Origin of the sequence: Mycolicibacterium chengduense (assembly GCF_033741155.1) — a bacterium.
GTDB lineage: Bacteria > Actinomycetota > Actinomycetes > Mycobacteriales > Mycobacteriaceae > Mycobacterium.
Map to the genome: position 1 here is coordinate 800,495 of NZ_JAWQNH010000002.1, position 24,549 is coordinate 825,043.

Here is a 24,549-nt window from a genome sequence, read left to right on the forward strand (position 1 = left end):
CCGGTCAGACGTAACGGTTGCGGCCGGCCAGCGCGCCGGTCACCATCTGAATCGCGTAGACCGCAAGGACCAGGCCCCAGGACACCGTCCAGCCGCCCGTGACCTCGTGCAACAGGCCGAACAGGAACGGACCGACGCCGGCCAGCAGGTAGCCGATACCCTGCGCCATGCCCGACAGCCGCGCGGTGTCGGCGGCATCGCGCGAACGCAACGCGATGACCGTGAGCGCCAGCGAGAACACGCTCATCCCGAGGCCGAGCAACACGCTCCACAGCAGGGGCGCGGCATCGGGTGCCGCGGCCAGGCCGATCACCCCGGCGAAGCCGAGTACGCCGAGGCCCACGATCCAGCCACTCTGGCTGGACTGCCGGGCGGCCGCCGGTGCGATCACGATGCTCACCGGGACGGCCAGCACCGAGATCAGCCCGAGCAGCAGCCCGGCGGCGCCCTTGCTCATGCCGCCGTCGATGAAGACCGCGGGCAGCCATCCCATCACGACATAGGCGAGAAACGCCTGGCAGCCGAAGAACAGCGTGATGGTCCACGCCAACGGATTGCGCAGCATCGATCGACGCGGCGGCACCGCATCGGCGTCGACCCGGGGCGGGGCCACCGAGGTGACACCGCCGCGACCGGTTGCCAGCAGCCATGCCGCCAGCGCGAGCGCGGCCAGCGCCGCCCACGCGCCGAGGGCGGTGCGCCATCCGGACAGCGCGTCGATCGCCGGTGTCACGGCCGAGCCGAGCGCACCGCCACCCTGCAGGGCGGCGGTGTAGATACCGGTCATCATGCCGATCCGGGCCGGAAACGACCGCTTGATGACGACGGGGATGAGCACGTTGATCAACGCGATGCCGGCCGTCGCGACGAGTGTGCCGCCGATGACGACAAGGGGCCCGTCCACCACCCGCAGCACCAGCCCGATGCTGAGCACGACCAGGGCCACGGTGATCGCGCGGTCGACGCCGACCCTGGCGGCCAACCACGGCGCGGCCAGACCGGCGGCGGCGAAGCACAGGCCGGGCAGAGTGGTCAAAACCCCGGCCCAGATCGCGGAGGCACCCATTGAATCGCGCATATCCCCCAACAACGGACCCACACTGGTGATCGCAGGGCGAAGATTGAGGGCAGTGAGTACGACAGCCAACGTCAACAGCAGGCCGCTGGTCGCCGGTCGCGCCGCAAGGGTGCCCGCGGCGGGCGGGAGGTCGATGGTGTTGCTGTGGCGAGAGTCGGTCACTGGAGTTAGCATGCCATACATCCCATGATTGGATGAAAGAGGTCTTTGCGTGCCTTTAGCCACGACACGTCGAACCGGACTCGTCGATCAGGTCATCGACCAGCTCCGCGCGTCGGTGACAGCCGGGGAGTACCCCATCGGGACGAAGATCCCCACCGAGCCGACCCTGGCCGAGACGCTGGGTGTCGGCCGCAATACCGTGCGGGAAGCCGTCCGCGCACTGGCACACGGCGGCATCTTGGAGGTTCGACAGGGCGACGGCACCTACGTCCGCGCCACCAGTGAGGTATCCGGGGCGCTGCGCCGACTGTGCGGATCTGAATTACGCGAGGTGCTGCAGGTTCGCCGGTGCCTTGAGGTGGAGGGAGCCCGGCTCGCCGCCACCGCCCGCACCGACGCCGATCTCGCGGAACTATGGCACCTGCTACAGCGCCGCGACGACCTCCAGAACGAGCACGACATGGAGGAATTCGTGCGTGCAGACGCCGAGCTCCATTTCGCTGTGGTCCGCAGTTCCCACAACACCGTGCTCACCGAGCTCTATCGCGGCCTGACCGAGGTGGTGCTCGCCAGCGTGGCCACCACCACCCATCAGACCGCGGCGGCCGCCCACATCAGGCACCGGGGGCTGGTGGAAGCGATCGATGCGAGGGATGTCGACCGGGCCGGGCGCGAGGCGGGCGGTTTCCTGGACGAACTGCTGGGCGAGCTGCCCGACCGCGCCTAGTTCGGCTATTCGGGCCGCAGGTCGGCGCTGTCGACGAACGTCAGCCAACCGCTGTCGAGCTGGACGGCCCAGCGGCGGGCCGGATCGGCGATGTGATCGTCGCCGACGGACACCGCGTAACCGGCGGCGTCACCGAAGTCGTCGACGACGACGCCGCGTGCCTCCTCGTCGGTGTCCGGGTGGACCAGCACCCGCACATTGACGGCGAGCCCCCCGTCACGGTTGTTGTCGTCGCCGGCGGTGTCGGCATCCACGATTTCCTGAGCGGTCACCAGAGTTCACCTGTCATTCCTGGCGGCTGTGCAATGCCAGCCGCGGGCCTGTAGTGCCTTTCCCCGAATCGGATATTGCGGTGTTGCGCTGCTCGCCGCCGGTATGTACGGCAGTTAACGATTTAAATACCATATCCCTCGGCCCGGGCTCGATGCACACCGCCAATTGCTCCGATTCCACCCGACGCCCGGTTCGCCCCGCCGACACCTGGCCCCTGCGTATTTCGATCAAGCCCCTCGACCTGATCGAAACCCGTCCCCCACGTCGATCTTTGGACATCGGGCCGGTAAGTGTCAACCTCGGATGAGACCGGCCCAAGCTATGGCAGGGCACACCCGAAAAGGCGAACGACATCCCTAATCGTGACGGGGCGACCGGCACAGCAAAGGGAATAGGAGACCGCGGAGACGTTTGAATTCGGACCAGGAAGCGGAGTGCGGCTAACCATTTCGGCGCTTGCACGTGTTTATCAAATGCGTGCTCGCGTCACAGCAATGGGACGATTCCGGATCCGTGCGCTACGGACGCTGATCGGGTCCCGCTCGGGGCGGCCACTCGGGGCCTTACGCCCACGGCCGCATCACGAGTTGGCTCGGCTACCCTCTGTCCGGTGATCGTGCTGCTGCCCCCGTCGGAGACCAAACGAGCCGGTGGCGACGGGCCGCCGCTGCAGCTGGAGGCACTGCACTCCCCCGAATTGAACCCATTGCGCCGCGAGCTGGTCGACGAGCTCGTCACCCTGTCCTCGGCAGATCGGGCGGCCTGCCGCCGGGCGCTCGGCATCACCGCTGCCCAGGATGCTGAGATCGACCGCAATACAGCACTTTTGACATCGCCGACACTGCCGGCCATCCACCGCTACACCGGGGTGTTGTACGACGCGCTGGACGTCGGCTCGCTCCGCGGGACCGCAGCGGCCAGGGCCACCGCGCGGCTGGCGGTGGGATCAGCGCTGTTCGGCCTGCTGCGCGCCGACGATCCGATACCGGCGTACCGCCTCTCGGCCGGGTCCAAACTGCCCGGCCGGCCCACCCTGGCCGCCCGGTGGCGCCCGGTGCTCGAACCCGTGTTGACCGGTATCGCCGACACCGAACTCGTGGTCGACCTGCGCTCGGGATCGTATGCGGCGCTGGGCCGGCTCCCAGGGGCGGTCAACGTCGACGTCGTGTCGGAAAACAGCGCAGGCAAACGGACCGTGGTGAGTCATTTCAACAAGGCGCACAAGGGCAGGCTGGCTCGGGCGCTGGTCTCCAGCCGGGCCGAACCTGACGATGCCGGCAAGGTCGCGGCCATCGCCCGCCGGACCGGTATGCAGGTGGAACGCGCGGGCAACGATCTGACGATCGTGGTCTCGGCCTGAGTTAAACCGTTACATCACAACGTGATCACGGCCCGTGTGGGTGCATGTCCGTGCACCGTGCGGCTGCTAGCTTGCGGTACATGCCCCTGCTTCGCCGCGTCCTAGGACTGCTGGCCACCGCAGTGCTGCTGGCCGGATTCGTGACCGTCGGCGCGCCCAATGCCGCCGCATTTTCCAGCGGTGGTGGTCCCGTCGAACTGCTCCAGGTCCCGTCGCCGTCGATGGGCCGCAACATCCCGGTGGGTTTCCAGGGCGGCGGCCCGCACGCGGTGTACCTGCTCGACGGGCTGCGGGCCCAGGACGACTTCAGCGGCTGGGATATCAACACCCCGGTGTTCGACTGGTTCAACCATTCCGGACTGTCGCTCGTGGTGCCCGTCGGCGGACAGTCGAGCTTCTACACCGATTGGTATCAGCCCGCCAAGGGCAGCGCCGGCACCACCACCTACAAGTGGGAGACGTTCCTGACTCAGGAGTTGCCCACCTGGCTGGCCGCCAACCGCGGTATCAGCCACGTCGGCAACGCGGTCGTCGGGCTGTCCATGTCGGGTGGGTCGGCGCTGACGCTGGCGATCTGGCATCCGGCCCAGTTCATCTTCGCCGGCTCGTTGTCCGGTTTCGTCAATCCGTCACTGGGACTGTGGCCCACGCTGATCGGCGTCGCGATGCGTGACGCCGGCGGATATCGGGCGACCGACATGTGGGGCCAGAGCACAGATCCGGCCTGGCGACGCAACGACCCGATGGTCAACGTCGCCACCTTGGCCGCCAACGGCACCGCCGTGTGGGTCTACTGCGGCAACGGCGCCCCCTCGGACCTGGACACCGGCTCGGACTTCGGCGGTCTGTACAGCGCGCAATTCCTGGAGAACATCACCTTGAGCACCAACAAGGAGTTCCAGAAGCGCTATATCGCCGCCGGGGGCCGCAACGGTGTGTTCAACTTTCCCGCCGACGGCACACACAGCTGGGGTTACTGGGGTGCGCAGCTACAGGAGATGAAACCCGCCCTGCAACGGGTGCTGGGCGCCGTCCCGGCCGCCTGACCAAACCGCGTCGGGGCGCTGCCCCGGATGGGTAGCGTCTACCGGTATGAAGCTCATCTCGCCGACCGATGCGATGTTCCTGCTCGGTGAATCGCGCGAGCACCCGATGCACGTCGCCGGGCTGCAGTTGTACCGGCCGCCGGAGGGCTCGGGACCCGAGTTTGTCACCGACCTGTACGAATCGATTGCCAGGTGTGCCGAGTTCCAACCCACCTTCCGTAAGCACCCAGCGCGCGTACTCGGCGGAATCTCCAATCTGAGTTGGGCTTTCGACGACGACGTGGATATCGACTACCACTTGCGCCGATCGGCGCTGCCGCGTCCGGGCCGCGTGCGTGAGCTGCTGGAGCTGACCTCGCGCCTGCACGGCACACTGTTGGACCGACACCGTCCGCTGTGGGAGGCCTATCTCGTCGAAGGTCTGCACGACGGGCGCTTCGGCGTCTACACCAAGATCCATCACTCCTTGCTCGACGGGGTGTCGGCCCAGCGGTTGATGATGCGAACCCTGTCGCCCGATGCCGAGGACCGGGAAGTCCGGGTGCCCTGGGCGCTGCCGCCGCGCACCCGGACGCGCAGGGCTTCGAACCCGACATCGGGGTTGCTGAGCACGGTGACGGGCACCGCGAGCGCGGTCGCCGGCATCGCGCCGTCGACGGTGTCGCTGGCCAGGGCTGCCCTGATCGAACAGCAACTCACCCTGCCGTTCAGAGCCCCGAAGACGATGTTCAACGTGCCCATCGGTGGGGCACGCCGATGCGCAGCCCAGTCCTGGCCGCTGGAGCGCATCAGGGCGGTCAAGGCCGCGGTCGACAGCGTCACCGTCAACGACGTGGTGCTGGCGATGTCGGCCGGAGCCCTGCGTGCCTACTTGCAGGAGCAGGGAGCCTTGCCCGAGACCCCTTTGGTGGCAATGGTTCCGGTGAGCCTGCGTGGCGAGCACGAACAGGATGCCGGCGGCAACATGGTGGGCACCATCCTGTGCAACCTGGCGACCGATATCGACGACCCGATCACCCGACTGGAAACCATCAGTGCGTCGACACGCGACAACAAGAAGGTGTTCGCCGAGCTGCCGCGACTGCAGGCACTGGCCCTGTCGGGATTCCTGATGTCCGGGATGGCGCTGAGCATGGTTCCCGGCTTGGTGGCATCGACGCCGCCGCCGTTCAATATTGTCATCTCGAACGTGCCCGGGGCCCGCGAGCCGCTGTATTGGCAGGGCGCCCGACTGGACGGCAACTATCCGCTGTCGATCGCCCTGGACGGCCAGGCGCTGAACATCACACTCACCAACAATGCGGACAACCTCGACTTCGGGCTGGTGGGGTGCCGGCGCAGCGTGCCGCATCTGCAACGCCTGCTGGGCCACCTGGAAGACTCTCTGGCTGCCATGGAGAAGGCGGTCGGCGCCTGACATCTCGGCCGCGCACTCGCGTCCATGCGCGACATCCCCGGAGGCAGTCGGTCATGTCCGGTGGAACCGATTGCAGCATCACAACTTTGATACCGCCGCATATCGGATCGATATCCGGCAATGCGGCCGCTTGTACAAATGCGTTTTCACGCTAGGTTCTCCCATGTCGCCGTCTCAAGGAGAACCGGGAGTCCATGACGCACGCCACGAATCGCATCGCGTTGACCGCGGCGGCGACGGCAGGTCTGTACTGGGCGGTGCTGATCGGCAGCCCGGCGGCCATCGCCGAGGTGGAATCCAGCCCCGGCGTGCCGTGCCTGGATATGGTTCAGCAGCTGGCGACTTCCCCGGAGATCATCCCCGACGCGTTGGGCGCCACGGGTCCGCCGGAGTCTGCGCCCCTGCCGCCACCCGCACCGACACTCGACATGGCCGCCGAAAGCGCTTCTGTGACAACGGGAAGCGCGGCGGCTGCGGCGCCACCGGCGCCGGAGGCCGTGTCGGTCGCGGCCGCGCCGAGCCAAGTGTCCGCGGTGCCGGCCGACGCCGCTCCGGTAGCCGATGCTGCCGCAGCCGCTGCTGCGCCCGCGGCAGCCCCGATCGCGGTGCCCGCCATACCGGCTGCCGTCCCACCCGGTCCACTCGGCGTGCCGTTACCGCTTGCGGCACAGTCTGTTCCGATGTCCGCTCCACTGGTCGAGGCGGCCGCCCCGGTCACCGACGCGGTACCGGCCGCCCCGGTCGCCGACGCGGCCCCTGTCGCACTGGTCGCCGACGTTGCCCCGGCCGCCGATGCGCTTCCGGTGGCCAACGTGGCCGCGGTTGCTCCCGTTGCACCAGTGCAAGCCGCGACTCCCCCGGCACCGGCCGCAGAGGCCGCCCCCATGGTCGCGGCACCGCCGCCGCCGGCACCCCCGGTCGCAGCACCCTTCCAACCGCCGGCCGACATCGTCGCGACACCGCTCGATGCCGCTGCCTCAGCCGCAGCACCGGTCGACAGCGCTGCCGCGGCACCCATCGATGCCGCCGCCGTCGCGGTACCGGCCGGCGTGGCACCGCCGGTCGCCGTCGGACTACCGATCGACGCCGCCAGCAGCGTGCTTCCGATGCTGGCGTCGGCACCGGCCGTGGTGGCGGCCACGCCGCCACCACCGATCGCCATTCCCTCGGTTCCCGGCCTGCCGGTGCTGCCGACCGAACTGGCCCTGCCGCACGATCTGGTGTGCGCCGGCACGGCATGGTCGGCGGGCGCCGACGGCAGTCATCGCGGTGTCAGCCCGGATCGCGTCGGGTGGACAGACGGCCGCCGTCAGGACGGCTGAGCGTCAGACTCCCGGGGCGCGGACCACGACGGGAACCGCAGGGAAGTAGATCGCCATCTCCGAGCGCGATTTACGAAGGGCCGCAGTGCCGTAACCCTTCTTGCGGTGCTCGGGGTGAATCCAGATCCGCACGTCCACCTCGTGGCCCTTGAGCTCACCGAACACCAGGCCGACCTTCTGGTCGCCCTCGATCGCGACGAACCACGCGGCATCCTCGGCGTCCACCCGGCTCAGCGCGGCGCCGATCTCGTCGTCGAGGTTGCCCGCCGGCGCACCGGAACCATCGCCGGCCGCGCCCTGATCCTGCAACCGCGCCGCGAAGATGTCCCGGTCGTCGCTACCCGAAAAGGCGCGCAGCGTCAGGGTTTCCGCCGACGACGCCGGGCGCTCGTTGAGGGTGAAGGTGAGCTGACTGTTGAGGTCGTCGAGTTCCTCGGCGATGATCCGGCGGGACTCCTTGGTGACCCGGTCGAACGACAAGCCGATCACCGCCTCACCGCCGGCGCGGGTAGTGCCCAGCAGCGCGGCGATCGCATCCACCGCGGCGTCCCGGTTCTCGGCGTCGACGATGATGTCGAGCACCTCGTGCCGGCGATCGAGCGCCTTCACCAAGGCATCGGCGATGTCACGACGGGCTGCGGCTCGATCCATATCGGTCATGTCGGCAAGCCTAGACCAGCATCGGCGGTCGGCTGGTGGCTTCCGCCCGTCCAACCCCGTCCACTGCGCCTCGCCCTGCGCGATGGCCCAGGCGACCCACCCGGTCCGTCCTGTCCCGGTCGTCCTGCGCGCGCCATTCATGTTTCAGCCAGGTAAACGCTAAAGTCAGGGCATGCGAGACAAAGTGGTCTACGCCGAAGTCGAGACCTTGCGCGCCCGCCCGGACGGCGCCCACATCACCCGCGCGGCCCTGCACCTGCACGTGCTGGCAGTGGCACACAGCGTGCACACCAGACATCCGGAATTCCTCGCCGATATCGCCTTGGAGCGCATCATGCCCGATGCGACCCAGGCCGCGATCGAGCTGTGGCTGGCCGGCCTCTGGGAACGCATCGACGGCGGTTACGCACTACTCGATTCCGAGTTCATCGACCACATGATCGACCAGGCGGCCGGGCATCACCTCAAGTCGGCGCAGTGGCGGTTGCGCAAGCGGGCCGTCGGCATGTGCCGACGGTCCTGGCAGGCGCTCAACAGTGAGAGCGTCATCCCCTTCTAGCCAACCCCCGCTCGTCGATCCTGTCCCGCGCCCAGTTGCCACCCGGTGGGCGGCACCGCAGGATGGACGGCCATGGATGCACGCACCGCAGAGGAACTGGCCGCGATCGATGCGGTCGGCCAGGCGGCCCTGGTGGCCTCCGGGCAGCTTTCGGCGACCGATCTGCTCGACGCCGCCATCCTGCGCCTGGACGCCACCCGCGAGCTCAACGCCGTGATCACCGACCTGTTCGAGCGGGGCCGAGCCCACGCCGCCGCGCTGGACGCCGACGGCGTACTACGCGGCGGCGGTGCCGGGCCGGTGGCCGGAGTTCCCTTCCTGCTCAAGGATCTCGGTGCCTCGCTGGCCGGCGCCCCGGAAGCGATGGGGTCGCGGGCGCTGCGCACGCACGTCGCCACCGAGTCGGCCTGGATCGTGCAGCGCTACCTGGCGGCCGGACTGGTCGTCTTCGGCAAGACCAACACACCCGAGTGGGGTAACCACTGCACCACCGAACCATCCCTGTTCGGGCGCACCGCCAACCCGTGGGCACCCGATATCACCCCCGGCGGATCGAGCGGCGGATCGGCGGCCGCGGTGGCCGCCGGGGTGGTCCCCGCCGCCTCGGGCGGGGACGGCACCGGGTCCATCCGGGTGCCGGCCTCCTGCTGCGGGCTGGTCGGACTGAAACCGCGACGCGGCCGCACCTCGTTCGCGCCTGCGGCCGGGCACGGGCTGGAGGGCCTGGTCAACGAGCACGCCCTGACCCGCACCGTCCGCGACAGCGCCGCGCTGCTCGACGTGGTGGCCGGCGCAGCCATCGGTGACCCCTACGGTGCGCCTGCGCCGCCTCAGCCGTATCTGCACGCCATCACCCAGACTCCGGCGCCGCAGCGCATCATGGTCGCCACCGCGTCCCCGTTTCCGGGACCGCCGACCGATCCGGACGTCGTCGCTGCGGTCCAGTCCGCCGCGGCGACCCTGGCCGGCCTCGGCCATATCGTCGAATCAGGCTCGCCCACCATCGATTCCGATGCCGTGGCCGATGCCATCGCGGTGCTGCACACCGTCAGCAACGCGCAACTGCACGCGCTGGCCAGCACGCATCTGGGCCGGGAGCCGCGTGAGGACGAGTTCGAGCCGAGCACCTGGGTGATGGTCCGGGAAGGATTCACCACGTCCGGGCTCGACTACGCGGACGCGATCGCCACCGTGCACGCCCAGACCCGCCGGTTCGCGGCGGGCCTGGACGGCCACGACGTGCTGTTGGTACCGACGCTGGTCAGCGGCCCGCCGCCGTACGGCTTGCTGGACCAGCCGCGCGGCACGACACGTGCTTTCTTCGATGTCGAGTTCGCCACCACCGGCTGGACGTCTCTGGCGAATGTGACCGGATGGGCCGCGATCTCGCTGCCCTTGGCCACCACGTCGACCGGCCTGCCGATCGGTGTTCAGCTGATGGCACCCGACGAGACGGTCCTGCTGCAGCTGGCCGCCCAGCTCGAGGCGGCCACGCCGTGGGCCGGGCGGCGCCCGCAGGTGTGGGCCGGTCGGTGACCGCGGCGACCGGTCACAGCGGGATCCACATGCCCAGGAACCAGAAACCCCAACCGTGGTGGTTGTCGTCCCACACCGGGTTGACCCGCTGACCGTTCCAGTTGAACGGTTGGTGATCCTGCCTGCCCTGGTCGATACCGCGATGCCCCCAGTCGTCCTGCGGCGCGCCGCCGGGCCCCCGGTCGTCGCGACCGCGGTCGTCGTGGTTGTCGCACATCCCCGGCTGCGGGCCGCACTGCCCGGGCCCAGGATCGGCGGCGGCGGTGCCCAGACCCAGGCCCAGCAATCCGGTCAGGCCGACCCCGACGGTCAGTGCCGACGCGCCGGCAATTCGCTTGAGATTCATGCCACTCCTGTTCGACGAGGCCCACGGTCGTGGGCCACTCGGGTTACGAGTGTCGAAGGGGCACATTGTTTTTTGCTGTGCGACCGGTATGCGCCACGTATAAAACGGTTCGGTAGCTGATTCGGTCACGCAACGGTCACGCGGCGCGGTGCCCCACCGCGCCGATACCGCGCCGCCGACCAGCAGCGGGTGGGTCGATGGCGCATGACACACTCGGCGCATGGTTCCTCCCATCGCGCGCCCCAAGCTCGAGGGCAACATCGCGGTCAGCGCAGACCGCCAGATCGGGTTTGCCGAATTCGGCGATCCCCAGGGCCGCGCCGTCTTCTGGTTGCACGGCACACCCGGGGCGCGCAGGCAGATTCCCGCGGAGGCCCGCGCCTACGCCGAACTCGAACGAATCAGGCTGATCGGCTTGGACCGTCCGGGCATCGGGTCGTCCACGCCGCACCAATATCCGAACGTGCTCGCGTTCGCCCAGGACCTCCGTGTCATCGCCGACACCTTGGGGATCGACAACTTCGCAGTCGTCGGCCTGTCCGGCGGCGGCCCGTACACCCTGGCGACCGCCGCGGCGATGCCCGACCGGGTGGTGGCGGCCGGTGTACTGGGTGGCGTGGCACCGTATGTGGGCCCGGATGCGATCGGCAGTGGGCTGATGGATCTGGGTTCCTGGGTGGCCCCGGTGCTCGAAGTGGCCGGAACGCCTATCCGGTTGATGGCCGCCACGCTGATCAGGGTCCTCGGCCCGGTGGCCTCCCCGGCACTGGACCTCTATGCACGCCTGTCCCCGGAAGGTGACCGCCGGCTGCTCAGCCGCCCCGAATTCAAGGCGATGTTCCTCGACGACCTGCTCAACGGCAGCCGCAAACAGCTCGCCGCACCGTTCGCCGACGTCGTGGTCTTCGTCCGGGACTGGGGGTTCCGGCTCGACGAGGTCAAGGTCCCTGTGCACTGGTGGCACGGCGACAAGGACCACATCGTGCCGTTCGACCACGGCCGGCATGCGGTGAACCTTCTGCCCGATGCCACCATGACGGTACTGTCCGGCGAAAGCCATCTGGGTGGCCTCGGCCGCGCCGAGGAGATCCTCCGTACGATGGTGCAGAGCTGGGACCGCGACGGTCACCGGTGACGGAAAGGATTGCCCTGATGGAACTTTCGGGAATCGGCATCTGGAGCGCCCAACTGCGCTACAGCGACCCGGCACAAGCCGCCGACGCTGCCGCAGAGCTCGACGAGCTGGGCTACCCGGCGCTGTGGATCCCCGACGTGGGCGGCGCGTTGTTCGACTCGATCACCAATCTGCTGGCCGCGACCACGAACACCGTCATCGCGACCGGCATCCTCAACCTGTGGATGCACGAACCGGCCGACGTCGCGGCCGCCCATGCCCGGTTGACCACCGAGTACGGACCCCGGCTGCTGCTCGGCATCGGCGTCAGCCACGCGCCGCTGATCGACTCGAAAAAGCCAGGGCTGTACCGCAAACCACTGGCGGCCACGGCGGCCTTCTTGGACGCACTGGATGCCGCCGAGCAGCCGGTACCGGTGGAGCAGCGCGCGCTGGCGGCGTTGGGTCCCAAGATGCTCGAGCTGGCCGCGGCCCGGTCCCGCGGGGCGCACCCCTACCTGGTGACCCCGCAACACACCGCGAGTGCCCGCGCCACTTTGGGGACTGGCCCGCTGCTGCTGCCCGAGCAGACCGCGATCCTCACCGAGGACCGCGACGAGGCGCGCCGGATCGGCACCGACTGGCTGCGCTCCTATCTCGCGATGCCCAACTATGCGAACAACCTGCTCCGGTCCGGCTTCTCCGAAGAGGACCTCACCCAGGTCAGCGACCGCTTGTTCGATGCGATCATCGTGTGGGGCGACGAGGAAAAGGTGCTGGCCCGAGTGGCCGAGCACCGCGACGCCGGCGCCGACCACGTCTGCCTGCAGCTCCTCGACGCCGACCCGAGCGCGTTCCCGCGGGAACAGTGGCGCAGGCTGGCGGCCGCTATCCGCGGCTGACCGGCGCGCTCACGCGCTGGCCGAATACGCCAGCAGTTCCCGGCGCAGCAGGTGCATCGCCACCGTGGTGGCGCGCTCCCGGACGTCGCTGCGATTGCCAGGCAACCGCAGCGTGCGGACCAACGGTTCGCGTCCGGCCAACGCCACGCTGAAACACACCGTGCCGACCGGTTTCTCGGCGGTTCCGCCGCCGGGGCCGGCGATACCGGTGATGCCCACGGCCGTATCGGCGGCGAACCGGTGCAGGGCACCTCGAGCCATCGCGATCGCCACCGGTTCGGACACCGCGCCATGCGTGGCGATCAGTGTCGCGTCCACTCCCAGCATCTCGACCTTGGCCTCGTTGGAGTAGGACACCACCCCGCCCACCAGATACGCCGATGAGCCGGCCCGGTCGGCCAGCCGCGCGGCCAGCATCCCCGCCGTGCACGATTCCGCCGTGGCGATGGTGCGCCCGGTCAGCAGCGCCGCGATCTGTTCGTCGATCAGGGAACCGTCGGCAGAGAACAATTCCTGGGGATAGCGCTCGGCCAGGAAATCGACAAGGGCCCGGTAGGTGTCGTCGTCCCCGGGTTCGTAGCGAGTGACGATTTCCAGCTCACCGCGGCGCAGGCAGGTGGTGATCTCCAGGCCGTCGAATCCGTCGATGCGGGTCTGGGCTTCCCGCAGGACCTCGGCAAGGCCGGACTCGGCCAGACCGAACATCCGCATGGTGGCCTGTCGGTACTCCGTGCGTCCGGCGATCGCACGCTGGGCCGCCGCGGTCGCGATGGCCCGCGACCACATCGGCTGCAATTCGCGCGGCGGACCGGGCAGCACAATGACGACGGGTTTGCCGTCGTCGGGTCCGTCCACCACGACACCGGGTGCGGTGCCCTCCGGATCCAGGATCTCGGCTCCCACGGGCACCAGCGCCTGTTTGCGATTGGCGGCCAGCACCGCGTCGAAGTCCGTGTCCGCCGCGGCACGCCGCGACATCAGCGTGCGCAGGATCGCCGCGATCCGGGCCTCCAGCTCGGTGTCGAGGACCAGCTCGACACCGCAGAACCGGGCCACGGTGGCGACCGTCAGGTCGTCGGCGGTGGGCCCCAGGCCGCCGCTGGTGATGATCAGGTCGACGCCCTCGGCGGCCAGGAAGCGCAGCTGGGCCTCCACATCGTCGGCGCGGTCGCCGCAGATGGTGATGTGCGCCAGCTCGACCCCGAGTTCCAGCAGTCGGTCGGCCAGCCATGGGCCGTTGAGATCCTGGATCCGCCCGGTCAGCACCTCGGTGCCGGTGACGACGATGCCGGCGCGCGCGGTCACCGGGTCAGCCAGCCCTGGACCGTGTCCGCCTCGCGTGAGTACTGCTCCATGAGGTCGTCCTGGTACCGCGAACCGCCGCTGAGATCGTCCCCGGCCCAGATCACCCGGATCCTGGTCGCACCGCGCATGTACACGTCCACCCGGTCGGCAACGTGCCGCGTCCACCCGTGCTGCGCGGTCAACTCGGCGAGTTGCTCGCGCTGATTACCTTCGGTCTTCGCCTCAGACATGTCTCGATCTCCTCTTCCTGCGTGCTGTCGTCAATCCTGCCCCACCGGCTCGGCTCAGCCGACCGGCACCACCACCGCAGCGGTGTTGTAGCCCGTGACTCGCACATAGTTGGCCCGCTGAGCGGGTGCGAGCACCGTGCCGCTCAGGTCCACGGTCTCGCCGGGGAACACCGTCACATAGTTGTCGGTGTACTGCACCGGCAGGATCTCGTCACCGTCCGGGGTGTCGGTGAGCTCCGCGCGTTCGAAGAACGCGATCTGCTTGCCGGGGTTGTGCAGTCTGATGGCGATCTCGCGGTCACCGGTCCGTTTGACGCTCATCTGCAGCGGCGCCTTGGCCAGATAGTTGAGCGGTGTCATATCGGCCCAGCTGACCTGCCTGAGTTCGAAGGCCGTGTCGTTGGCCGGGTCCCCGACATCATCGGGCTGCTGGGACTGCCAGTAGACGTTCTGGGACAGCACTTTTCCTGCGCTGTCGAGCAATTCGGCCCTGACGAAGAACACCCGTGAATCGCGGGCCTCGCGCGGGAGCGTGAGCACGGTGTGCGCCCCGCCGGAGCTGACGGCCACCCCGTCGACGGTCCGGTCGTCACGCACCCGGCCGGCCAGGTCGTAGACCCGCACCCGGGCCCGCAGGCCCGATACGTCCTGCGGGCTCTGGTTGACCACCTTGATGTCGGCGGTGCTGTGGTTGCCGACGGCGTAGGAGTCGAACACCAGCGACAGCGGCCGCAGCCCGGCCTTGGCCCCGTAGTAGGCGCCACCGGGACGCAGGTAATAGTCGAAGATGTTGCCGAAGAACGACGGCCAGTGGCTGTTGAGCATCCAATAGATCGTCATCTTGTGGTTGGCCCACCCGTTGGCCGCGAACGCCTCGAACTGCGCCCGGGTCGATTCGTAATGGGCCAGTTGGGCTTTGCGGGTGAACTCCTCGGCGCCGGCGGATGGTCCGTAGCGACGGTTGATGGCGCGCTGGATGCTGGTCAGCGACGCGTTGCCGGGGTTGGACCCGGCATGGAAGGACCAGGTGTCGTTGATGGGCCACAGCTTGTCGGGCGGGATGAACTCCTTGAGGCTGGCCAGTGGCGGGATGTGCTCGTTGTCCCCTTGTTCGGCGTTGGAGCCCCGGGTGGCACCGTAGCGGCCGCTGAACCAGTAGCTCGGCGGTCGCCAACTGTACGGCCCGGCCATGTGGATACCGTCCCACCGCGGTTGACCTTGATCGTCGTCGTGCCCGAACGAGGAGACAGTGTCGACGACTGCGTTCTGCCAGTGCAGGTCTCGCAGCACCGCGTGATATTGGCCGCGCAGCGGTTCCGGCGGCAATCCGTCGCTGCCGTTGGCCCAGATCGCGACCGACGCGTGCGAACGCAGCATCAGGATCTGTGAGCGCAGACTGGCCAGGGCCACGGCGCGGTCCTCGTCATCCCACTGTTCCCACTTCTCCCACTGGTTGCAGCACATCCACCCGACCATCAGCGGGATGCCCAGCTCGTCGGCACGTTCGACCAGCCGCTCCCCCGGGATCTTGGACTCCAACCGCAGCATGTTCAGGCCGAGATCCTTGGCGTACCGCAGGATGGCGTCCTCGCGGTCCGGGTTGTCGTCGAACAGCAGATCCGGGGTGTACACCGCGCCGCGGATCAGGTAGTCCCTGCCGTTGACGGTGAGGTAGAAACTGCCGCCCGAGCCCAGTTCGGGGAACTGCTCATCGGTGTCGCGGTGCTGCGTGATGGTCCGGATGCCGAACCGCTGGGAACTGGTATCGACCACCCGGTTGTATTGGCGGAAGTCCAATTTCAGGTCGTAGAGGCTGGGGTCACCCATGGTGTAGGGCCACCACAGGTCTGGGTGCTCGACGGTCAGCTCGGCGAAACGGGCCGGACTGAACGTCAGTTCGCGCCGTTCGCCGGGCGACAGCGTGACCGGCTGCTCGACGGTCACCGTGGGCTTGCCCGGCCGGCTGATGGTGGCCCGCAGCGCGCCGTTGACCCGCCGGTCCGAGGAGTTGTGGACGTTGGCGTATACCGTCAGACGCGCGGAATCCGTTCTGGGGAGCGGAAGTTCGGTGTTGACCGTGGCGTCGTCGATCTCCACGGCACCCGCGGCGCGCAGGTAGACGGGTTTGAAGATGCCTGCGTTGCGATCCGGGACGAACGAGTTGCCGTTGGCCGGGTTCTTGCCAGGCCCCTGGTAACCCAGGTAACGCCAGTTGATCCAGTCATACCAACTGTCGGCCAGTTCGACACCGTCGACATCCTGCAGCGCGCGTTCCGGAATCACCTTCACCGCAAGAACGTTCGGGCCGCTGCGAATCCACCGGGTGACGTCGAGCTGGTGTGCGTTGTACATGCCGACGATCTGACTGCTGTCGGCGATCAGCCGGCCGTTGAGCCAGATCTCCGCGCGGTAGTTGATCCCGGGGAAATCGAGCTGATAGTTGCTGTGGCCGGCCGGGGCGTCGAAGGTGGTGCGGTACCACCAGTCCTGCTGGTAGAGATCCTGCGGCACCTTGTCGGCCAGGTTGGTCCCGTAGTACAGGTCCGGATAGGTGCCGTCGCGTTGCAACACGTCGAGGACGGTGGCCGGCATGTGCGACACGGTGTGCCAGCCGTCATCCCGGTAGCCGGGCGTCGAGATGACGCGGCCGTCGGCGGGCAGGCCCCGCGCCGACACCAGTTTCCAGCCCTGTGCCAGTTCGGTGGTGGTGGCCGCCGGTTCGGGCCGCGCGAAGGAGGCGAAGTCGGCAGTGCCGAGCAGCAGCACGAGTACCAGAAGGGCGACGCTGAACAGGGCGGTGCGACGCGTCAATGCCCCGATGGTGCCGCTCCCTTCGGTGCCTGATGTCGCGCCGGCCGATCGGCCGACACCACATTGTGCCTGGCGGCCCCGTCAACGGGCGGCCCGGGGAGCGACCCTCAACGCGTCAGAAGACGTTGTCCTTGTGGTTGACATCGGTGACCAGTCCGCCGTCGACGACGAACTCGGCGCCGGTGGCGAACGACGACTCGTCGCTGATCAGGAACACCACGAAAGCGGCAACTTCCTCGGACTGGCCGGGGCGGCCCAGCGGCGCGGTGACCATGTCCTCGGGGAAGTGTTCGGTCATCGGGGTGCGGATGAAGCCGGGGTGCACGGAGTTGACCCGGATGTTGTGCCTGCCGAGTTCCAGCGCGGCGGACTTGGCCAGCCCGCGGACCGCCCACTTGGACGCCACGTAGGGATGGACCATCGGCGCACCGCGTAACCCCTCGACCGAGGACACGTTGATGATCGAGCCGCTGCCTGCCGCCTTCATCGAGCCGACCGCGGCCTGCATCCCCAGGAAGGTTCCGGTGAGGTTGACGTCGATGACCTTCTGCCACTGCGTCATGTCGAATTTGCCGATCTTGCCCAGCGCGACGATGCCGGCGTTGTTCACCAAACCGGTCAGGCCGCCGAAGGCCTCGTTGGCCGTGGCGACGGCGGCATCCCACTGGTCTGCCTGGGTGACGTCGAGGTGGACGTAGCGCGCCGACCCGGGATACTGCGCACCTAGTTCGTCAGCCAGGGCCTGCCCCGGCTCGTCGAGGATGTCACCGATGACCACCTTGCCGCCCTCGGCCACCAGCGCCCGTGCGTGGGCGGCGCCCATGCCCTGGGCACCGCCGCTGATCAGTACAACCTTGCCGTCCACGCGTCCCATGGGGCGTGAGGCTACCCCACTTCGGAGCGGAATTAGAACCTGTTCCAATTTCGCCGCGGACAGCCCATACTGCGATCAGACCACACAGCCTTAGGAGATTTGTATGGCCATTCGCGTGGCACTCGTCGGGACCGGGAATTGCGGCAGGCTGGCCCTCATCCAGCTCATCGAGGACCCCCGGTTCGAGCTGGTCGCGGTCGGCACGTCGAACGCGGACAAGGTGGGCCGCGATGCCGGCGAGCTGGCGGGTCTCGACGTGACCACCGGCATCACCGCGACCGAAGGGCTCGACGCCGTCCTCGCAGCGAAGCCCGACTGCCTGGTCTACTGCGCGATGGGCGACACCCGCCCGGTCGAGGCCACCCGCGATGTCGCCGCCGCGCTGTCCGCCGGTGTCAATGTGGTCGGCTCGGCACCCGGCGGGTTGCAATACCCGTGGGGCGCCATGCCGGAAAAGGCCATCGCCCGGGTGCAAGAGGCTGCCCACCAAGGCAACTCAAGTGTCTTCATCACCGGGGTGGACCCCGGTTTCGCCACCGACCTGGTGCCGTTCGCCATTGCCAGCACCTGCCAGCGGATCGACCAGATCAAGACGATGGAGATCGCGGACTACGCCACCTACGACGGCGCGGAGGTGATGTCGGTGGTCATGGGGTTCGGCAATCCGATGGACCAGCCCGGCCTGCTGTTCTATCCCGGCATCCTGAGCGCCGCGTGGGGCACCGCGATCACCATGCTGGCTGCCGGCCTGGGCGTACAGGTGGACGAGATCACCGAGAGCTACGAGCTGGCCCCCGCACCCGAAGATATCGAGGTCGCCACCGGCGTGATCGCCGCGGGCACGGTGGCGGCGATGCGTTTCCAGATCAACGGCATGGTCGGCGGCAGCCCGGTGATCGTCGTCGAACACGTCACCCGGGTGCGTGCGGACCTGCGCCCGGACTGGGCCCAGCCCGCGCAGCCCGGTGGGTCCTACCGGGTGGAGATCACCGGGGAACCGTCATATGTCGTCGACATCTGCCCGACCAGCAGCCGCGGCGACCACAACTACGCCGCGATCCTCGCCGCGGCCGGACGGATCGTCAACGCCATCCCGGACGTGGTGGCCGCGCCGCCGGGTATCCGCACCACCGTCGACCTGCCGCTGGGCACCGGCAAGGGCTTGCTGTACGCGCACCACGCGGCACAACACGCAGAATAGGAGGCGTGCCCGCCGACGCGATAGCCCAGATCAACAGCGCACCTGCCGGACCGCGGGTCGGCGCCTTCTTCGATCTGGACGGCACTCTGGTCCGCGGTTTCACCGCGACCATTCATGCCGGGCATCGGTTCCGTAACCGGCAGGCCAGGTTCGGCGAGCTGACCGGGATCATCGAGGCCTCGGTGCGCTACAAGCTGGGCAAGATGGAGTTCGAGCGACTGCTGCAGCGCGCCGCGGGCTATCTGATGGGCGACTCGCTGGCCGAACTCGAGGAACTCGGCGAGGAGCTGTTCCAGCGACACACCGTCGCGCGGTTGTTCCCGGTCATGCGCCAGGTGGTGGCCGCCCATCAGGACCGCGGTCACACGGTGGTGATGAGTTCGTCGGCGCTGACCATGCACGCCGAGCCGGTGGCCCGGCACCTGGGCATCACCGATGTGCTGTGCAATCACTTCGCCACCGACGACGACGGCCGGTTGACCGGACAGATCGTGCGACCGATCATCTGGGGCCGCAACAAGGCCCGCGCGGTCCTGGCCTTCAGCACCACCCACGATATCGACCTGAACAGCAGTTTCGGCTACTCCGACGGCACCGAAGATCTGCCTGTGCTGGAAGCCGTCGGCCATCCGCACGCGGTCAATCCCCGGCCCGGCCTGGCCGCCGCCGCCGCGCAACGCGGCTGGCCGGTGCTGCGGGTCAGCTCCGATGAGGGTCGCCGCTGGGTCGCACTGCGGCGCCGCGGCGCGACCCGATAACCGCGCGCACCGGATTCATCGGCCGTCGAGGGGCGCACCCGACTTCGCGAACTGTTAATGCCACTTGCCGATCTGAGAATGCCGTTCTCCACGCCTGTCGAGGCTCAACCCGATTTCGGGTGGCGCGGGGCATTGCTCGACACCCCGGGGCATCGCCTAAACTAGAACACGTTTCAGTCGTCCGCCCGCGCTCGTTCCCCAAGGAGTAGGCATGCATACCGCCCTCTGTGACCAACTCGGCATCGACGTGCCGATCTTCGCCTTCACGCACTGCCGAGACGTCGTCGTCGCAGTCAGCAGGGCCGGCGGCTTCGGCGTGCTGGGAGCCGTCGGCTTCACCCCCGAACAGCTCGAGATCGAGCTCAACTGGATCGACGAACACATCGGCGACCACCCCTACGGTGTGGACATCGTGATCCCGAACAAATACGAGGGCATGGACGCCAACATGTCGGCCGACGAACTGAAGTCGACGCTGAACGCGCTGGTCCCCCAGGAACACCTCGATTTCGCCAAGAAGCTGCTGGCCGACCACGGCGTTCCCACCGGAGACCTCGACGACAACGCGCTGCAGTTGCTCGGCTGGACCGAGGCGACGGCCACCCCCCAGGTGGAAATCGCCCTGCAGCACCCGAAGGTCACCTTGATCGCCAACGCGCTGGGGACTCCGCCGGCCGACATGATCAAGCACATCCACGAGTCCGGGCGTAAGGTCGCCGCGCTGTGCGGGTCGCCCGCCCAGGCCCGCAAGCACGCCGAGGCCGACGTCGACATCATCATCGCCCAGGGTGGCGAGGGCGGCGGCCACTGTGGCGAGGTCGGTTCGATCGTGTTGTGGCCGCAGGTCGTCAAGGAGGTCGCGCCACGTCCGGTGCTGGCCGCCGGCGGTATCGGCAGCGGCTACCAGATCGCCGCGGCACTGGCCATGGGCGCGCAGGGCGCCTGGACGGGGTCGCAGTGGCTGATGGTCGAGGAAGCCGAGAACACCCCTGTGCAACAGGCGACGTACGCCAAGGCGACCAGCCGCGACACCGTGCGCAGCCGCTCGTTCACCGGCAAACCGTGCCGGATGCTGCGCAACGACTGGACGGATGCCTGGCAGACCGCAGGCAACCCCGAGCCGCTCGGCATGCCCTTGCAGTACATGGTGTCGGGCATGGCCGTGGCCGCCACGCACAAGTACCCAGACCAGACCATCGACGTGGCGTTCAACCCCATCGGCCAGGTGGTGGGCCAGTTCACCAAGGTCGAGAAGACCTCGGCCGTCATCGAACGCTGGGTGCAGGAATATCTCGAGGCGACCAGCACGCTGAACCAGATCAACGAGGCCGCCTCCGTCTGATCAGGTAGCCCCCAGACCGCGAATCCCGCCGGCCTCCGTTCTCCCGGACCGGCGGGATTCGTGCATTCACGGCCGGGTTCGCGCATCCGTTCCCGGCGCCCCATCGAATATGTATGATGCTCTACATAATCGGTCGGCCGAAAGGACACCACCACCATGGCCAGCCCGCGCGACCGCATGATCGTCTCGGCGGCACTGCTGATCCGGGAGCGCGGTGCACACGCGACCGCCATCTCGGATGTCCTCGAACACAGCGGCGCGCCACGCGGCTCGGCCTATCACCACTTCCCCGGCGGCCGCACGCAACTGCTCTGCGAGGCAATCGATTTTGCCGCTGGCTATGTCGCCAGCCAGATCTCCTCGGCAGCCTCGGCACTCGACGCGCTGGACATCATCGTCGAGCACTTCCGCAATCAACTGTCAGAAACCGGATTTCGGGCCGGTTGTCCGGTCGTGGCGGTGGCCGTCGAAGCCGATAACGCCGAGGTCATGGCGCGCGCCGCCGCCGCGTTCACCCGGTGGATCACGCAGCTCGAAGAGCTGATGCGCGCCGACGGCATCACCGCGGGCCGAGCCGCCGAGCTCGCGATACTGGCCACCACCTCGATCGAGGGTGCCGTACTGGTGGCGCGCACCGCCGGTGACGACACCGCTCTCACTCTCGTCCACCGGCAGCTGCGCGCCCTCGTGGCTGCCGAAATCGCGGAACGAAAGGCGTGATATGACAACACCATCCGCGCAGTGGCAGCCCACCGCCTGCATCCTCTGCGAATGCAACTGCGGCATCGTGGTGCAACTCGACGGCCGCAGCCTGGCCAAGATCCGAGGCGACAAGGAGCATCCCGCCTCGAAGGGGTACACCTGCAACAAGGCGCTGCGCCTGGACCATTACCAGAACAATCCGGGCCGGCTGCGCGCACCGATGCGCCGACGGCCCGATGGCGGCTACGACGAGGTCGACTGGGATACCGCGATCACCGAGATCGCCGAGGGATTCACCCGCGTGCGCGACACCTACGGCGGGGACAAGATCTTCTACTACGGCGGCGGGGGCCAGGGTAACCACCTGGGTGGCGCCTACAGCGGGGCATTCCTCAAGGCGCTCGGCGCGCGGTACCGGTCGAATGCCTTGGCACAGGAGAAGACCGGCGAGTTCTGGGTGGACAGCCAACTCTACGGCGGGCACACCCGAGGCGAGTTCGAGCACGCCGAGGTGTCGGTGTTCGTGGGGAAGAACCCGTGGATGTCGCAGAGCTTCCCGCGGGCCCGCACGGTGTTGCAGGACATCGCCAAGGATCCGCATCGCTCGATGATCGTCATCGACCCGGTGATCACCGACACCGCCAAGCTCGCCGACTTCCACCTGCGGGTGCGTCCCGGCACCGACGCGTGGTGCCTGGCCGCCATGGCCGCCGTCCTGGTCCAGGAAAATCTCTGCGACGAAGCATTTTTGACCGAACACGTCACGCAAACCGAGCCGGTGCGCGCGGCCCTGGCGGCGGTGGACATCGACGGCTACGCCGCGCACTGCGGTATCGACGCCGAGCTGGTGCGCACGGCGGCACGCCGGATCGCCGCGGCGTCCAGCGTCTCGGTGTTCGAGGACCTCGGCATCCAGCAGGCGCCCAACAGCACCCTGAGCTCCTATCTCAACAAGATGCTGTGGATCCTCACCGGCAATTTCGCCAAACGCGGTGGGCAGCATCTACATTCGACGTTCGCACCGCTGTTCGGCACCGCGGGGGTGGGCTGTACCCCAGTCACCGGAGCGCCCATCATCGCCGGGCTGGTGCCCTCGAACGCGGTGGCCGAGGAGATCCTCACCGACCACCCCGACCGGTTCCGCGCGATGATCGTGGAGAGCAGCAATCCCGCGCATTCACTCGCCGACTCGGCCGCGGTGCGCGAAGCACTCGGCGCCCTCGAGCTGCTCGTCGTCGTCGACGTCGCGATGACCGAAACGGCACGTCTGGCACATTACGTGTTACCGGCGGCCAGCCAGTTCGAGAAGGCCGAGGCCACCTTCTTCAATCTGGAGTTCCCGCACAACACCTTTCACCTCCGGCACCCGCTCATGCCGCCGGCACCGGGCACCCTTCCCGAACCCGAGATCTGGGCCCGGCTGGTGCGCGCCCTCGGTGTCGTCGACGACGCAGAACTGCAACCACTTCGCCGGGCCGCGGCCGACGGACTGGATGCCTACGCGCAGGCCTTCTTCGCCGCGGTCAGCACGAAGCCCGCCCTGGGCAAGGTGCTGCCCTATGTCCTCTACGAGACACTCGGCCCGGTGCTACCGCAGGGACTGGCCGGCGCCGCCGCGCTGTGGGGGCTGGCCCAGAAGGCCGCGCTGACCTACCCGGACGCGGTGCGCCGGGCCGGCCACGCCGACGGCAACGCGTTGTTCACCGCGATCCTGTCCAGCCCGTCCGGGGTGACGTTCACCGAGCACGAATACGCCGACGACTGGAGCCTGATCAGCCATGACCACGGCAAGATCACGCTCGCCATCCCGGAACTGCTCGCCGATCTCGACGCGCTGGCCGCCGGCCCGGCGCAGCTGACCAGCGCCGAATTCCCCATCGTGCTCTCGGCCGGGGAACGCCGGGCGTTCACCGCCAATGACATCTTCCGCGATCCTGCCTGGCGCAAGCGTGACGCCGACGGGGCGCTGCGGGTCAGCGTGCAGGATGCGCAGACGTTGGGCCTGGTGGACGGCGGCCGCGCGCGGATCAGCACGGCCGCAGGCAGTGCGGAGGCGACCGTCGAGATCAGCGAGGCGATGATGCCCGGGCATGCGGCCCTGCCCAACGGCTTCGGACTGGACTTCGTGGACACCGACGGCATCTCGACGGTGCCCGGGGTCGCCCCGAACGCGTTGACGTCGACCGACTGGCGCGACGCCTACGCCGGCACCCCATGGCACAAACACGTGCCGGCGCGGATCACCGCCGTCGAGCCGGTCACGGTATAGCGGGCGAATCCGCCTGCGGCACCACCGGTGCCGGTGCCGCCTGCGGCACTACCGGTGCCGGTGCCGCCTGCGGCACCATCAGTGCCGGCGTCCCCTGGGGTGCCATCGGGGCCTGCGCCGGATTCGGGGTGTCCATGCCTCGCTGTGCAAGGCCCAGCACCAGGGCCTCCTTACCGCTGATCTCGCGGTTCTGCACTGCGTTCCACAGATCCCGCAGATAGCTGACCCGCGGCGACTCGGCGCCCGCCATCACACTGGGATCCATGGTCGCCCCCGGCGGCGGCGCGTCTGGGCTCGGCAGATGGGGCACCCCGTCCGACGGCGCGGCGGCGGCATCCACCGTGGGCAGCACCGGCTGCGGTGGGGCATCCGTGGGATCGGCCGCGGCAGGCGCGGCCAGTGCCAGTGCCGTCACCCCGCCGGCCAACGCCAGCAGAGCCTTCGCTGCGATGTCGATCGCCATGTACCAATCCCCTTTCACCGCCACACCGCGCATGACGCGCAGTCACCTGGATATTCAGCTCGGGCCAGAAAATTGTTACACCTGAGCCCGGT

At 68.4% G+C, this 24,549-nt stretch carries 23 protein-coding genes; 14 read left to right on the plus strand and 9 right to left on the minus strand.

Annotation, left to right across the window (positions count from 1 at the left end):
* Positions 1-4: 4 nt before the first annotated feature.
* A complete protein-coding gene (locus tag SBI67_RS09330) occupies positions 5-1,240 on the minus strand; it encodes a CynX/NimT family MFS transporter (RefSeq protein ID WP_413232435.1) in 1,236 nt (411 codons plus the stop codon).
* A gap of 49 nt (positions 1,241-1,289) precedes the next feature.
* On the opposite strand from SBI67_RS09330, the gene SBI67_RS09335 reads away from it, so the two are divergent.
* Complete coding sequence (locus SBI67_RS09335; RefSeq protein ID WP_318980261.1) at positions 1,290-1,967, plus strand: FadR/GntR family transcriptional regulator; 678 nt, start codon at positions 1,290-1,292, stop codon at positions 1,965-1,967.
* A 5-nt stretch (positions 1,968-1,972) separates the two neighbouring features.
* On the opposite strand, the gene SBI67_RS09340 is transcribed toward SBI67_RS09335, so the two are convergent.
* Positions 1,973-2,239: a hypothetical protein gene (locus tag SBI67_RS09340; protein WP_318980262.1), complete on the minus strand. Its 267-nt coding sequence runs from the start codon at positions 2,237-2,239 to the stop codon at positions 1,973-1,975.
* A 611-nt stretch (positions 2,240-2,850) separates the two neighbouring features.
* Between SBI67_RS09340 and yaaA the strand changes: the two genes are divergently transcribed.
* The 4 genes from yaaA to SBI67_RS09360 all read left to right on the plus strand — a co-directional run bounded on the left by yaaA (position 2,851) and on the right by SBI67_RS09360 (position 7,385).
* The gene (gene yaaA / locus SBI67_RS09345) at positions 2,851-3,600 is read left to right on the plus strand and encodes a peroxide stress protein YaaA (RefSeq protein ID WP_318980263.1); all 750 of its coding nucleotides are present in this window, start codon (positions 2,851-2,853) and stop codon (positions 3,598-3,600) included.
* Positions 3,601-3,680: 80 nt separating this feature from the next.
* Positions 3,681-4,646 (plus strand): esterase family protein, encoded by a 966-nt coding sequence (locus SBI67_RS09350; RefSeq protein ID WP_318980264.1) that lies wholly within the window; start codon positions 3,681-3,683, stop codon positions 4,644-4,646.
* 46 nt (positions 4,647-4,692) lie between these two features.
* A complete protein-coding gene (locus tag SBI67_RS09355) occupies positions 4,693-6,063 on the plus strand; it encodes a WS/DGAT/MGAT family O-acyltransferase (protein ID WP_266047701.1) in 1,371 nt (456 codons plus the stop codon).
* A 194-nt stretch (positions 6,064-6,257) separates the two neighbouring features.
* A complete protein-coding gene (locus SBI67_RS09360) occupies positions 6,258-7,385 on the plus strand; it encodes a hypothetical protein (RefSeq protein WP_318980265.1) in 1,128 nt (375 codons plus the stop codon).
* A 3-nt stretch (positions 7,386-7,388) separates the two neighbouring features.
* Here SBI67_RS09360 and SBI67_RS09365 read toward each other — a convergent pair whose 3' ends face one another.
* Positions 7,389-8,045 carry a GNAT family N-acetyltransferase gene (locus SBI67_RS09365; RefSeq protein ID WP_318980266.1) on the minus strand — a complete coding sequence of 219 codons (657 nt, stop codon included), beginning with the start codon at positions 8,043-8,045 and terminating at the stop codon, positions 7,389-7,391.
* Between the two features lie 172 nt (positions 8,046-8,217).
* Here SBI67_RS09365 and SBI67_RS09370 point away from each other — a divergent pair, with 172 nt between their 5' ends.
* Together SBI67_RS09370 and SBI67_RS09375 are read left to right on the plus strand one after the other, a co-directional pair.
* Positions 8,218-8,604: a hypothetical protein gene (locus SBI67_RS09370; protein WP_318980267.1), complete on the plus strand. Its 387-nt coding sequence runs from the start codon at positions 8,218-8,220 to the stop codon at positions 8,602-8,604.
* 72 nt (positions 8,605-8,676) lie between these two features.
* Positions 8,677-10,140: an amidase gene (locus tag SBI67_RS09375; protein ID WP_318980268.1), complete on the plus strand. Its 1,464-nt coding sequence runs from the start codon at positions 8,677-8,679 to the stop codon at positions 10,138-10,140.
* Positions 10,141-10,153: 13 nt separating this feature from the next.
* On the opposite strand, the gene SBI67_RS09380 is transcribed toward SBI67_RS09375, so the two are convergent.
* Positions 10,154-10,486: a hypothetical protein gene (locus SBI67_RS09380; protein ID WP_318980269.1), complete on the minus strand. Its 333-nt coding sequence runs from the start codon at positions 10,484-10,486 to the stop codon at positions 10,154-10,156.
* A 220-nt stretch (positions 10,487-10,706) separates the two neighbouring features.
* Between SBI67_RS09380 and SBI67_RS09385 the strand changes: the two genes are divergently transcribed.
* Both SBI67_RS09385 and SBI67_RS09390 read left to right on the plus strand, forming a co-directional pair.
* Positions 10,707-11,621, plus strand: a complete 915-nt coding sequence (locus SBI67_RS09385; protein ID WP_318980270.1) for an alpha/beta fold hydrolase — start codon at positions 10,707-10,709, stop codon at positions 11,619-11,621.
* A 17-nt stretch (positions 11,622-11,638) separates the two neighbouring features.
* The gene (locus tag SBI67_RS09390) at positions 11,639-12,502 is read left to right on the plus strand and encodes an LLM class F420-dependent oxidoreductase (protein ID WP_318980271.1); all 864 of its coding nucleotides are present in this window, start codon (positions 11,639-11,641) and stop codon (positions 12,500-12,502) included.
* Between the two features lie 9 nt (positions 12,503-12,511).
* On the opposite strand, the gene SBI67_RS09395 is transcribed toward SBI67_RS09390, so the two are convergent.
* From SBI67_RS09395 to SBI67_RS09410, 4 genes are all read right to left on the minus strand, one after another.
* Positions 12,512-13,807 carry a competence/damage-inducible protein A gene (locus SBI67_RS09395; protein WP_318980272.1) on the minus strand — a complete coding sequence of 432 codons (1,296 nt, stop codon included), beginning with the start codon at positions 13,805-13,807 and terminating at the stop codon, positions 12,512-12,514.
* The gene (locus SBI67_RS09400; RefSeq protein ID WP_318980273.1) at positions 13,804-14,037 is read right to left on the minus strand and encodes a hypothetical protein; all 234 of its coding nucleotides are present in this window, start codon (positions 14,035-14,037) and stop codon (positions 13,804-13,806) included. The genes SBI67_RS09395 and SBI67_RS09400 overlap by 4 nt, the downstream gene beginning before the upstream one ends.
* 54 nt (positions 14,038-14,091) lie before the next feature.
* A complete protein-coding gene (locus SBI67_RS09405; protein WP_318980274.1) occupies positions 14,092-16,848 on the minus strand; it encodes a glycosyl hydrolase 2 galactose-binding domain-containing protein in 2,757 nt (918 codons plus the stop codon).
* Positions 16,849-16,963: 115 nt separating this feature from the next.
* Complete coding sequence (locus SBI67_RS09410) at positions 16,964-17,722, minus strand: glucose 1-dehydrogenase (RefSeq protein WP_318980275.1); 759 nt, start codon at positions 17,720-17,722, stop codon at positions 16,964-16,966.
* Positions 17,723-17,825: 103 nt separating this feature from the next.
* On the opposite strand from SBI67_RS09410, the gene SBI67_RS09415 reads away from it, so the two are divergent.
* The 5 genes from SBI67_RS09415 to SBI67_RS09435 all read left to right on the plus strand — a co-directional run bounded on the left by SBI67_RS09415 (position 17,826) and on the right by SBI67_RS09435 (position 23,994).
* Positions 17,826-18,923, plus strand: a complete 1,098-nt coding sequence (locus SBI67_RS09415) for an NAD(P)H-dependent amine dehydrogenase family protein (protein ID WP_318980276.1) — start codon at positions 17,826-17,828, stop codon at positions 18,921-18,923.
* A 5-nt stretch (positions 18,924-18,928) separates the two neighbouring features.
* Positions 18,929-19,681 (plus strand): HAD family hydrolase, encoded by a 753-nt coding sequence (locus SBI67_RS09420; protein WP_318980277.1) that lies wholly within the window; start codon positions 18,929-18,931, stop codon positions 19,679-19,681.
* 211 nt (positions 19,682-19,892) lie between these two features.
* Complete coding sequence (locus SBI67_RS09425) at positions 19,893-21,023, plus strand: nitronate monooxygenase (RefSeq protein ID WP_036395546.1); 1,131 nt, start codon at positions 19,893-19,895, stop codon at positions 21,021-21,023.
* Between the two features lie 156 nt (positions 21,024-21,179).
* Positions 21,180-21,743 (plus strand): TetR/AcrR family transcriptional regulator, encoded by a 564-nt coding sequence (locus SBI67_RS09430; protein WP_318980278.1) that lies wholly within the window; start codon positions 21,180-21,182, stop codon positions 21,741-21,743.
* A 1-nt stretch (position 21,744) separates the two neighbouring features.
* A complete protein-coding gene (locus SBI67_RS09435) occupies positions 21,745-23,994 on the plus strand; it encodes a molybdopterin-dependent oxidoreductase (RefSeq protein ID WP_318980279.1) in 2,250 nt (749 codons plus the stop codon).
* On the opposite strand, the gene SBI67_RS09440 is transcribed toward SBI67_RS09435, so the two are convergent.
* On the minus strand, positions 23,984-24,457 hold the full coding sequence (locus SBI67_RS09440; protein ID WP_318980280.1) for a hypothetical protein: 474 nt from the start codon (positions 24,455-24,457) through the stop codon (positions 23,984-23,986). The two genes, SBI67_RS09435 and SBI67_RS09440, sit on opposite strands and share 11 nt — an antisense overlap.
* Positions 24,458-24,549: the final 92 nt, after the last annotated feature.

Coding starts and splice junctions, on each gene's coding strand:
- SBI67_RS09350 (WP_318980264.1), top strand. CDS start 3,681: ATGCCCCTGCTTCGCCGCGTCCTAGGACTGCTGGCCACCGCAGTGCTG.
- SBI67_RS09355 (WP_266047701.1), top strand. CDS start 4,693: ATGAAGCTCATCTCGCCGACCGATGCGATGTTCCTGCTCGGTGAATCG.
- SBI67_RS09360 (WP_318980265.1), top strand. CDS start 6,258: ATGACGCACGCCACGAATCGCATCGCGTTGACCGCGGCGGCGACGGCA.
- SBI67_RS09365 (WP_318980266.1), bottom strand. CDS start 8,045: ATGACCGATATGGATCGAGCCGCAGCCCGTCGTGACATCGCCGATGCC.
- SBI67_RS09370 (WP_318980267.1), top strand. CDS start 8,218: ATGCGAGACAAAGTGGTCTACGCCGAAGTCGAGACCTTGCGCGCCCGC.
- SBI67_RS09375 (WP_318980268.1), top strand. CDS start 8,677: ATGGATGCACGCACCGCAGAGGAACTGGCCGCGATCGATGCGGTCGGC.
- SBI67_RS09380 (WP_318980269.1), bottom strand. CDS start 10,486: ATGAATCTCAAGCGAATTGCCGGCGCGTCGGCACTGACCGTCGGGGTC.
- SBI67_RS09385 (WP_318980270.1), top strand. CDS start 10,707: ATGGTTCCTCCCATCGCGCGCCCCAAGCTCGAGGGCAACATCGCGGTC.
- SBI67_RS09390 (WP_318980271.1), top strand. CDS start 11,639: ATGGAACTTTCGGGAATCGGCATCTGGAGCGCCCAACTGCGCTACAGC.
- SBI67_RS09400 (WP_318980273.1), bottom strand. CDS start 14,037: ATGTCTGAGGCGAAGACCGAAGGTAATCAGCGCGAGCAACTCGCCGAG.
- SBI67_RS09410 (WP_318980275.1), bottom strand. CDS start 17,722: ATGGGACGCGTGGACGGCAAGGTTGTACTGATCAGCGGCGGTGCCCAG.
- SBI67_RS09415 (WP_318980276.1), top strand. CDS start 17,826: ATGGCCATTCGCGTGGCACTCGTCGGGACCGGGAATTGCGGCAGGCTG.
- SBI67_RS09425 (WP_036395546.1), top strand. CDS start 19,893: ATGCATACCGCCCTCTGTGACCAACTCGGCATCGACGTGCCGATCTTC.
- SBI67_RS09430 (WP_318980278.1), top strand. CDS start 21,180: ATGGCCAGCCCGCGCGACCGCATGATCGTCTCGGCGGCACTGCTGATC.
- SBI67_RS09435 (WP_318980279.1), top strand. CDS start 21,745: ATGACAACACCATCCGCGCAGTGGCAGCCCACCGCCTGCATCCTCTGC.
- SBI67_RS09440 (WP_318980280.1), bottom strand. CDS start 24,457: ATGGCGATCGACATCGCAGCGAAGGCTCTGCTGGCGTTGGCCGGCGGG.